The organism is Stenotrophomonas sp. (assembly GCF_032099025.1).
Classification (GTDB): domain Bacteria; phylum Pseudomonadota; class Gammaproteobacteria; order Xanthomonadales; family Xanthomonadaceae; genus Stenotrophomonas.
Window position 1 is genome coordinate 1 of record NZ_DAMCID010000053.1, and the last position, 9313, is coordinate 9313.

The following is a 9313-nucleotide window of genomic DNA, read 5'->3' on the forward strand; positions in this document are numbered from 1 at the left end:
AAGTAAAGGAGGAGGGGGCGGCCGCAGGCCGACGCCGGGGGACATTTGCATAGGGGCCTGCCGGCCGCGACGGGGCCCTCAACGCTCGCGGCAAACCCGATCGAAGAGGGTGCGGCAAGCCGCGACGTTACCCTCGCCACGTCTCCAACCCGCGACGGATCCGCGCCACCGCCTCTTCCAGCCGCGGAATTTCCTGCGTATACGCCAGCCGCACGTGCTGATTCGCGCGGTAGTGGCCGAAATCCAGGCCCGGGGTGAATGCAACGTGCTCGGTTTCCAGGAAGTGCGCGCAGAAAGCCTGCGCGTCATCGGTGAAGTCGCTCACATCGCAGTACAGATAGAACGCCCCTTGCGGCTCGACCTCGATGCGGAAGCCCAGTGCGCGCAGGGTCGGCAGCAGGTAATCACGGCGCGCCTGGAAGGCGTGGCGACGCTGCTCGAAGACGGCAAGGGTGTCCGGCTCGAAGCAGGCCAGTGCGGCGTGCTGGGCGATGCTGGAGGCGCTGATGTACAGGTTCTGCGCCAGCTTCTCCAGCTCCGGAACGGCCCGCGGCGGTGCCACCAGCCAGCCCAGGCGCCAGCCGGTCATGCCGTAGTACTTCGAGAAACTGTTGAGCACGAAGGCGTCGTCATCCACCTGCAGCACGCTGGCCGCATCCATGCCATAGGTGAGGCCGTGGTAGATCTCGTCCACCACCAGGTGGCCGCCGCGTGCCTTCAACGCCTGCGACAGCGCTGCCAGTTCCGACGCCGACAATACCGTGCCGGTCGGGTTGGCCGGCGAGGCCACCAGCGCGCCGACGCTGTCCGCATTCCAGTGCGCCTCCACCAGCGACGGGGTCAGCTGGTAGGCGGTCTGTGGGCCGACCGGGACCAGCTGCGCCGCACCCTCCACCAGCCGCAGGAAGTGGCGGTTGCACGGGTAGCCGGGGTCGGCCAGCAGCCAGTGCCGGTCCGGATCGACCAGCAGGCTGCTGGCCAGCAGCAGTGCACCAGAGCCGCCCGGGGTCACCAGGATCCGCTCCGGATCCACGTCCAGGTTGTAGCGGGTACCGTAGAACCCGGCGATGGCCGCGCGCAACGCAGGCAGGCCGCGCGCGGCGGTGTAGCGGGTGTGCCCGGCGGCCAGCGCGGCCTGGCCGGCGCGCACGATCGGCTCGGCGGTGGTGAAATCGGGCTCGCCGATCTCCAGGTGGATCACATCATGGCCGGCCTGCTCCAGCGCCTGCGCGCGGGCCAGCAGGGCCATCACGTGGAAGGGTTCGATGTCCTGGCTGCGGCGGCTGTAGCCGGCCGTGGGGGTGCGGATGCTCATGCGCAGCATGATAGGGGAGCGCACGCGCGCTTGCCCGCGGCACCGTTACCCGGCCAGACTGGGCCGACACCATTGCATTCACCGGCAGGGAGCCTTATCTCGTGAAATCCACTTTCCACTTTCTGGTTGCCAGCCTGATGACCGCTTCCGTGCATGCCGCCCCCGCGCTGACCCCACCCGACGCCGAGAAGCATCCGCATGCGGTCACGGCCCCGTTCGGGGCAACCCGCAACGACGACTATTACTGGCTGCGCGACGACAAGCGCGAAGCGCCACGGATGCTGGCCTATCTGACCGCGGAGAATGCGTATACCGACCAGGTGGTGGCGCCGCTCAAGCCGCTGCAGGACACCCTGTACAAGGAAATCGTCGCGCGCATCAAGCAGGACGATGCCAGCGTGCCGGCGCGCGAGCGCGGCTACTGGTATTACACCCGCTTCGAGACCGGCAAGGATTACCCGATCCAGGCGCGCCGCAAGGGCAGCATGGAGGCACCGGAAGAGATCCTGCTCGACATCAACCAGATGGCGGCCGGCAAGGGCTACTTCGACGTGGGCGATGCCGACGTCAGCCAGGACAACCAGCTGCTGGCCTGGGCCGAGGATGACGTTGGCCGCCGCCAGTACGTGATCCGCTTCAAGGACCTGCGTACCGGCGAGGTGCTGCCCGACCGCATCGAGAACGTTTCCCCCAACGTGGTCTGGGCCGACGACAACCGCACGTTGTTCTACGTGGAAAACGATCCGGACACGCTGCTCACGGTGCGGGTGAAGAAGCACGTGCTGGGCACGCCGGTCAGCCGCGACGTGCTGGTCTACGAAGAAGACGATGACAGCTTCTACATGGGCGTGGGGCGTACCCGCGACGACCGGTTCCTGACCATCGAGCTGCACAGCACCGTCAGCTCGGAAACCCGTTACGCCCCGGCCGCCGACCCGCAGCAGTTCACGGTGCTGGCGCCGCGCGCGCGCGATGTCGAGTACGACGCCGACCATTTCGCCGGCCGCTGGGTGATCCGCACCAACGATGCCGGCGCGAAGAACTTCAAGATCGTCACCGCACCCAGCGACGGCACCGCGCGCAGCCAGTGGACCGACTGGGTGGCACACGACGACAACGTGCTGGTGGAAGGCTTCGAGCTGTTCGACGGCTTCACTGCCATCGCCGAGCGCTCCAACGCGCTGGAGCGGGTCCGCCTGCTGTTCGCCGATGGCCGCCAGGACTACGTCAAGGCCGACGAGCCGGCGTACTCGATGGGCCTGGCCGCCAATCCCGAGGCGGACACACCGTGGCTGCGCTATGCGTACACGTCGCTGACCACGCCCACCACCACCTACGAACTCAACACCACCACCGGCGAACGCCGCCAGCTCAAGCAGCAGCCGGTGATCGGCTACGACCCGTCGCAGTACACCACCGAGCGGGTCTGGGTGACCGCGCGTGACGGGGCGAAGGTGCCGGTATCGCTGGTCTACCGCAACGGCTTCAAGAAGGACGGCACGGGCGCCCTGTACCAGTACGCCTACGGCAGCTACGGCATGTCGATGGACCCGGGCTTCAACCAGACCGTGGTGAGCCTGCTCGACCGCGGCGTGGTGTATGCCATCGCGCACATCCGCGGCGGTGAGGAAATGGGGCGCGCGTGGTACGACGATGGCAAGCTGCTGCACAAGCAGAACACCTTCAACGACTTCGTCGATGTCACCCGCGAACTGGTACGCCAGGGCTATGCGGCCAAGGACCGCGTGGCCGCCTCCGGTGGCAGCGCCGGTGGCCTGCTGATGGGCGCGGTGGCCAACCAGGCCCCGCAGGACTACCGCGTGATGGTGGCCCAGGTGCCGTTCGTCGACGTGGTCACCACCATGCTGGATGCCAGCATTCCGCTCACCACCAACGAATACGACGAGTGGGGCAACCCCGAGCAGCGCGAGTACTACGACTACATGCTGACGTACTCGCCTTACGACAACGTCCGGAAGCAGGCGTACCCGGCGCTGTTCGTCGGCACCGGCCTGTGGGACTCGCAGGTGCAGTACTGGGAGCCGGCCAAGTGGGTCGCGAAGCTGCGCGATGACAACACCGGTACCCATCCCATCGTGTTCCGCACGAACATGGAGGCCGGCCACGGCGGCAAGTCCGGGCGCTTCCAGCGTTACCTGGAACTGGCCGAGTCCTATGCGTTCGTGCTGGACCAGCTGGGTGTCGCCAAGACCCCGTAATGCGGCGTGCCTGCGCCGACCATCGCGGTCGGCGCGTGGCCTCGCTATCCTGACGGCATGAACCTGCCCGAACGCCCAGAGGCATCCGACACCCCGGCCGCGCGGCCGAAGGTGCGTTTCCGCTGGGGGTGGTGGCTGCTGGCCTATGTCAGCCTGGGCACCGGCATCGTCGGCATCTTCGTGCCGGGCCTGCCTACCACGGTATTCATCCTGATCTCGGCGTGGGCCGCCTCGCGCGGCTCGGAGCGGCTGCACAACCGGCTGCTGCAGCACCCGCAGTTCGGCCCGGCCATCCGCAACTGGCAGGCGCACGGCGCGGTCAGCCGCAAGGGCAAGTGGATGGCCACCCTGACCATGGCCGTATGCGCGGCCATCATGCTGTGGTGTGTGCCCATCGCCTGGGTGAAGTGGCTGTCCATCGGCTGCATGACCACCGTGGCGGTGTGGCTGTGGACACGACCGCTGCCGCCGGAGGCCTGACCCGGCAGGGTGCCGCAAGACCTCGCCGGTGCCGCAAGACCTCGCCCGGTAGAGCGGTCTGTTAGACCGCTGCTCTTGGTCCGGAGGTCATGAACCCGGCCGCAAAAGGCAGCCGACCAACAGTCGGCTCTACCCCGTCGGCGCGATTTGCCGGCCCTCCCCGTCGGCGCTACCCGCGGCGGGATGCATCTGATCGGATGTGTCGGGCGCTGCCGCGCGTTCATTGTTTCGGCACACCCGTCATCCTGCCCCGCCGCTATACTCAACCGATGAGCATCCCCCATCGCAATCGAATCCTGATTCCGTTGGCAGCGCTGGCGCTGCTGTTCCTTTCGGCGTGTGGCAACAAGGGCCCGCTGGTCATGCCGCAGAAGCCGGTGCCGGTGGAAGAGCAGGTCGTCGAGCCGGCGGCTGATGCCGAGGCCGTGCCCGCCGACACCGATGCCACCGACGACCCGCCGGTCGTGCCCGATCCGGTCGACCCCCAGCTCAAGTCCGATGACGGGAATGAGTAAGGCTGCATCCACCGCGCTGCGCTTCAGCAAGATGCACGGCGCCGGCAATGACTTCGTCGTGCTCGACCTGCGCGACGGCACCCCCGAACCGACCCCGGCCCTGGCCGCGCAACTGGCCAACCGCCACACCGGCGTGGGCTGCGACCAGATCCTGACCATCGAGCCGCCGCGTGCGGAGGGCTCGGTCGCCGCCTACCGCATCTGGAACGCCGACGGCTCGCAGTCCGAGCAGTGCGGCAACGGCGCGCGCTGCGTCGCGGCCTGGCTGGTGCGTGACGGTGCCGCAAACGGCGACCGCTTCGCCATCGACAGCCCGCTGGCCACCCACACCATCGAACGCATCGGTGGCGATCAGTACTCGGTGGCGATGGGCGTACCGCGCTTCGAGCCGCAGCAGGTCCCGCTGCTGGGCTTCGCCCGCGCCCGGGATGAATACCTGCTGCCGCTGCAGGGCGACACGGTGCGCTTCGGCGCGGTGTCGATGGGCAATCCGCATGCAGTGATCGAAGTCGGCCTGGTCGACGCGGCGCCGGTCGAGCGGCTGGGCCCGCTGCTGCAGCAGCACGCCACCTTCCCGCAGTCGGTCAACGTCGGCTTCGTGCAGGTGCTCGACCCACAGCATGCCCGCCTGCGCGTGTACGAGCGCGGCGTCGGCGAGACACTCGCCTGCGGCAGTGGTGCCTGCGCCGCGGCGGTGGTGATGATGCAGCGCGGCCGCCTCGAACGTGATGCCACGCTGTCGCTGCCGGGGGGTGATCTTCGCCTGCGCTGGCCGGCCGACGATGCCCAGGTGGTGATGTCCGGCCCGGCGACATTCGTCTTCGAAGGGGAGTGGAACGCATGAGCGACACCGTCGAGAAGATCGGGGCGCATGAAGTCGCCGCATGGTTGCGCCGGCATCCGGCGTTCCTGAAGCAGTTCCCGGATCTGGCGCTGACCCTGGTGGTGCCCCGCGATGACGGTCCTACCGCCTCGCTGGCCAGCTACCAGCTGGAAGTGCTGCGCGACAAGAACCGCGAACTGTCGCGTCGGCTGGCCGACCTGGCCGCCAATGCGCAGGTCAACGAGCGGCTGGCGGTGCGTACCCATCAGCTCACGCTGGCCCTGATGAAGCAGGCCACGGCCGCCGATACGCTGCGCGCCATGGCCGCGTCGCTGGAAGAAGACTTCGCCGGCGATCTGGTGCGTCTGGTGATGCTGCAGCCGGTGCCCGGCCTGGAGCAGGCGCCGTGGTTGCAGGTGATCGCCGCGGACAGCCCGGCGCTGGCGTCGTTCCGCGATTGCCTCACCGACGGCGAACCGATCTGCGGCCGCCTGCAGCCGGAGAAGAGCGCGGTGCTGTACGCCGAGCGCGTGGACGAAGTGCAGTCCAGCGCCTTGCTGCCGCTGCCGGGCGTGGGCCTGATCGCGGTGGGCAGCCATGACGGCAATCGCTTCTACCCCGGCATGGGCACGCTGTTCCTGCGCATGATGGGCGAGTCGCTGGCCGTGGCACTCAAGCGGTTCGACGTGGCCTGAGGCCGCGTCGACGCGCGATCGCATGAACGCCGTCCAGGACTTCCTCGGTTACCTGCAGGTGGAGCGCCGCGCGTCGGCGCACACGCTGGATGCCTATCGACGTGACCTGGATGCGCTGGCCGGCTGGGCCACGCAGCAGGCCACCGACGTGGACGGCATCGAGGGCGAACAGCTGCGGCAGTTCATCGCCGCCGAGCACCGCCGCGGGCTGGCACCCAAATCGCTGCAGCGCCGGTTGTCGGCGTGCCGCAGTTTCTACGCATGGCTGCTCAAGCACCATCGCATCGCCGTGAGTCCCGCCGCAGGGTTGAAGGCGCCCAAGGCACCGCGCAAGCTGCCGCAGGTGCTGGATGCGGACGAGGCCGTGCGTCTGGTTGAACTGCCGACCGATGCACCGTTGGGCCTGCGCGACCGCGCGCTGCTGGAACTGTTCTATTCCTCGGGCCTGCGCCTGAGCGAACTGTGTGCGCTGATCTGGCGCGACCTGGACTTCGCCACCGGCCTGGTCAACGTGCTCGGCAAGGGCAACCGCCAGCGCCGCGTGCCGTTCGGCTCGCATGCGCGTGAGGCGCTGCTGGGCTGGCGTGCGGAGAGCGGCGGCGGCGATGGGCAACCGGTCTTCCCGGGGCGCAAGGGCGGACCCATCACCCAGCGGGCCGTGCAGATCCGCATCCGCCAGCTGGCCCAGCGCCAGGGCCTGTTCAAGCACGTGCACCCGCACATGCTGCGGCACAGCTTCGCCAGCCATATCCTGGAATCGTCCGGCGACCTGCGTGGTGTGCAGGAGCTGCTTGGCCATGCCGATATCGCCACCACGCAGATCTACACCCACCTGGATTTCCAGCACCTGGCCAAGGTCTACGACGCGTCGCACCCGCGTGCCAAGCGGCGCAAAAGCGGCAACGAAAGCTGAATCGATCCGCTGCGTCACCCGGGCGCAGGGCAGGGTGGGTTGAAGCCCCCCGCAACGACCCCACCTCAGTCTCTGTCACCCCGGAGGCTCCATGGACCCCAGTCAGAATCCCAACGTATTTCACGCCACCACCATCATCTCGGTGCGTCGCAACGGTCATGTCGCGGTTGCCGGCGATGGCCAGGTCACGCTCGGCCACACGGTGATGAAGGGCAATGCGCGCAAAGTGCGCCGGCTGGGTCGTGAGGGCCAGGTACTGGCCGGCTTCGCCGGTGCCGCCGCCGACGCCTTCACCCTGTTCGAGCTGTTCGAGGCCAAGCTGGAAAAGCACGGCCAGCTGCAGCGTGCGGCGGTGGAGCTGGCCAAGGACTGGCGCACCGAGCGCCGCCTGGGCAAGCTCGAGGCGCTGCTGGCCGTTGCCGACAAGGACACCTCGCTGATCATCAGCGGCACCGGCGATGTGATCGAGCCCGAAGACGGCATCATCGCCATCGGCTCCGGGGGGTCCTATGCACTGTCGGCCGCCCGCGCGCTGCTGGCGCATACCGAACTGGACGCCCGCACCATTGCCACCGAGTCGATCAACATCGCCGGCGACATCTGCATCTACACCAATCGCAATGTGGTGGTTGAGGAGCTGTAACGCGCAGCGTGTAGTGCCACGCCCTGCGTGGCTGCGTTACCCGTCCAGCCACGCAGGGCAAAGAGCCACGCGTGGCGTGGCAGCGGTACGGGTCCAGCCACGCATGGCGTGGCTCTACCGCACCGTTACGTGTTTGCCCGTTACCCGGATAGCCCCACCATCCACCCCAATATTCCCTGTGAGCGCACCCCATGCCGCACAAGATCGAAGTTTCTTCCGCCACCATGACCCCGCGCGAAATCGTGCAGGAGCTGGACCGCCACATCGTTGGCCAGCACGACGCCAAGCGCGCGGTCGCCATCGCATTGCGCAACCGGTGGCGGCGCATGCAGCTGCCGGCCGAGCTGCGCAATGAGGTCATGCCCAAGAACATCCTGATGATCGGCCCGACCGGCGTCGGCAAGACCGAGATCGCGCGTCGTCTGGCGACGCTCGCCAACGCGCCGTTCGTCAAGGTGGAAGCCACCCGTTTCACCGAAGTCGGTTACGTCGGCAAGGATGTCGAGCAGATCATTCGTGACCTGGCCGATACCGCGGTGAAGCTGTACCGCGAACAGGCCAAGGTGCGGGTGAAGAACCAGGCCGAAGAGCGCGCCGAAGACCGCATCCTGGACGCACTGCTGCCGCGCCGTGCCGGTGGCATCGGCTTCGACCCGGAGGCTGCGCGCAACGAGCCGTCGGCGCAGGACACTGAAACCCGCATCAAGTTCCGCCGCATGCTGCGCGCCGGCGAGCTGGATGATCGCGAGATCGAGCTGGAGGTCACCGCCAACGTGGGCGTGGACATCATGACCCCGCCGGGCATGGAGGAAATGGGCCAGCAGCTGCGCCAGATGTTCTCCAGCCTGGGCGGCGGCAAGGCGCAGAAGCGTACGCTGGCGATCAAGGCGGCGCGCCCGCTGCTGATCGAAGAAGAGGCCGGCAAGCTGGTCAACGAAGACGACATCCGCAGTGCGGCGATCGAAGCCTGCGAGCAGCATGGCATCGTGTTCATCGACGAGATCGACAAGGTTGCCAAGCGGGGCGACAACGTCGGTGGCGGTGATGTCTCGCGCGAAGGCGTGCAGCGCGACCTGCTGCCGCTGGTGGAAGGCTCCAACGTGTCCACCAAGTACGGCACGATCAAGACCGACCACATCCTGTTCATTGCTTCGGGTGCGTTCCACCTGGCCAAGCCCAGCGACCTCATTCCCGAACTGCAGGGTCGCTTCCCGATCCGCGTGGAGCTGGGCGCGCTGAGCAAGCAGGATTTCGTGCGGATCCTGACCGAACCGAAGGCGGCGCTGACCAAGCAGTACGAGGCATTGCTGAAGACCGAAGGCGTGTCGATGAGCTTCACCGACGACGCGGTGGACCGCTTGGCGGAGATTGCGTTCCAGGTGAACGAGCGCCAGGAAAACATCGGTGCCCGCCGCCTGCACACCGTGCTGGAACGCCTGCTCGATACGCTCAGCTACGAAGCCCCTGACCGCGACGGCGAAACCCTCGCCATCGACGCGGCCTACGTGGACAAGTACCTGGGTGAGCTGGTGAAGGACCCGGACCTGAGCCGGTACATTCTGTAACCGGACGAGACGAGACGAGACGCGGCTGCCGGCGGGCCGAGCGCCGGGCCGGCATGCCCTTGCCTGCGAATGTCCCCCGGCGTCGGCCTGCGGCCGCCCCCTCCTCCTTTACTTCGCCGCAAGGGCATGGCGGCCCCGCACTCGC

The 9313-nt window shown here is 67.7% G+C and carries 9 protein-coding genes; 8 read left to right on the plus strand and 1 reads right to left on the minus strand.

Annotated elements, in window-relative coordinates; all coding sequences use genetic code 11:
• Positions 1-127 precede the first annotated feature (127 nt).
• Positions 128-1315: a pyridoxal phosphate-dependent aminotransferase gene (locus tag RT456_RS19205; RefSeq protein WP_313349032.1), complete on the minus strand. Its 1188-nt coding sequence runs from the start codon at positions 1313-1315 to the stop codon at positions 128-130.
• A 101-nt stretch (positions 1316-1416) separates the two neighbouring features.
• Between RT456_RS19205 and RT456_RS19210 the strand changes: the two genes are divergently transcribed.
• From RT456_RS19210 to hslU, 8 genes are all read left to right on the plus strand, one after another.
• On the plus strand, positions 1417-3534 hold the full coding sequence (locus RT456_RS19210) for a S9 family peptidase (protein WP_313349034.1): 2118 nt from the start codon (positions 1417-1419) through the stop codon (positions 3532-3534).
• 57 nt (positions 3535-3591) lie between these two features.
• Complete coding sequence (locus RT456_RS19215) at positions 3592-4014, plus strand: YbaN family protein (RefSeq protein WP_313349036.1); 423 nt, start codon at positions 3592-3594, stop codon at positions 4012-4014.
• Positions 4015-4283: 269 nt separating this feature from the next.
• On the plus strand, positions 4284-4529 hold the full coding sequence (locus tag RT456_RS19220; RefSeq protein ID WP_313349038.1) for a lipoprotein: 246 nt from the start codon (positions 4284-4286) through the stop codon (positions 4527-4529).
• A complete protein-coding gene (gene dapF / locus RT456_RS19225) occupies positions 4522-5373 on the plus strand; it encodes a diaminopimelate epimerase (protein WP_313349040.1) in 852 nt (283 codons plus the stop codon). Before RT456_RS19220 ends, dapF begins: the two co-directional genes overlap by 8 nt.
• Positions 5370-6047 (plus strand): DUF484 family protein, encoded by a 678-nt coding sequence (locus RT456_RS19230; RefSeq protein WP_313349041.1) that lies wholly within the window; start codon positions 5370-5372, stop codon positions 6045-6047. The genes dapF and RT456_RS19230 overlap by 4 nt, the downstream gene beginning before the upstream one ends.
• A gap of 22 nt (positions 6048-6069) precedes the next feature.
• The gene (gene xerC / locus RT456_RS19235; RefSeq protein WP_313349042.1) at positions 6070-6960 is read left to right on the plus strand and encodes a tyrosine recombinase XerC; all 891 of its coding nucleotides are present in this window, start codon (positions 6070-6072) and stop codon (positions 6958-6960) included.
• 91 nt (positions 6961-7051) lie between these two features.
• A complete protein-coding gene (gene hslV / locus RT456_RS19240; protein ID WP_017356659.1) occupies positions 7052-7603 on the plus strand; it encodes an ATP-dependent protease subunit HslV in 552 nt (183 codons plus the stop codon).
• A 191-nt stretch (positions 7604-7794) separates the two neighbouring features.
• Complete coding sequence (gene hslU, locus RT456_RS19245) at positions 7795-9168, plus strand: ATP-dependent protease ATPase subunit HslU (protein WP_313349044.1); 1374 nt, start codon at positions 7795-7797, stop codon at positions 9166-9168.
• The last annotated feature ends 145 nt before the right edge of the window (positions 9169-9313 follow it).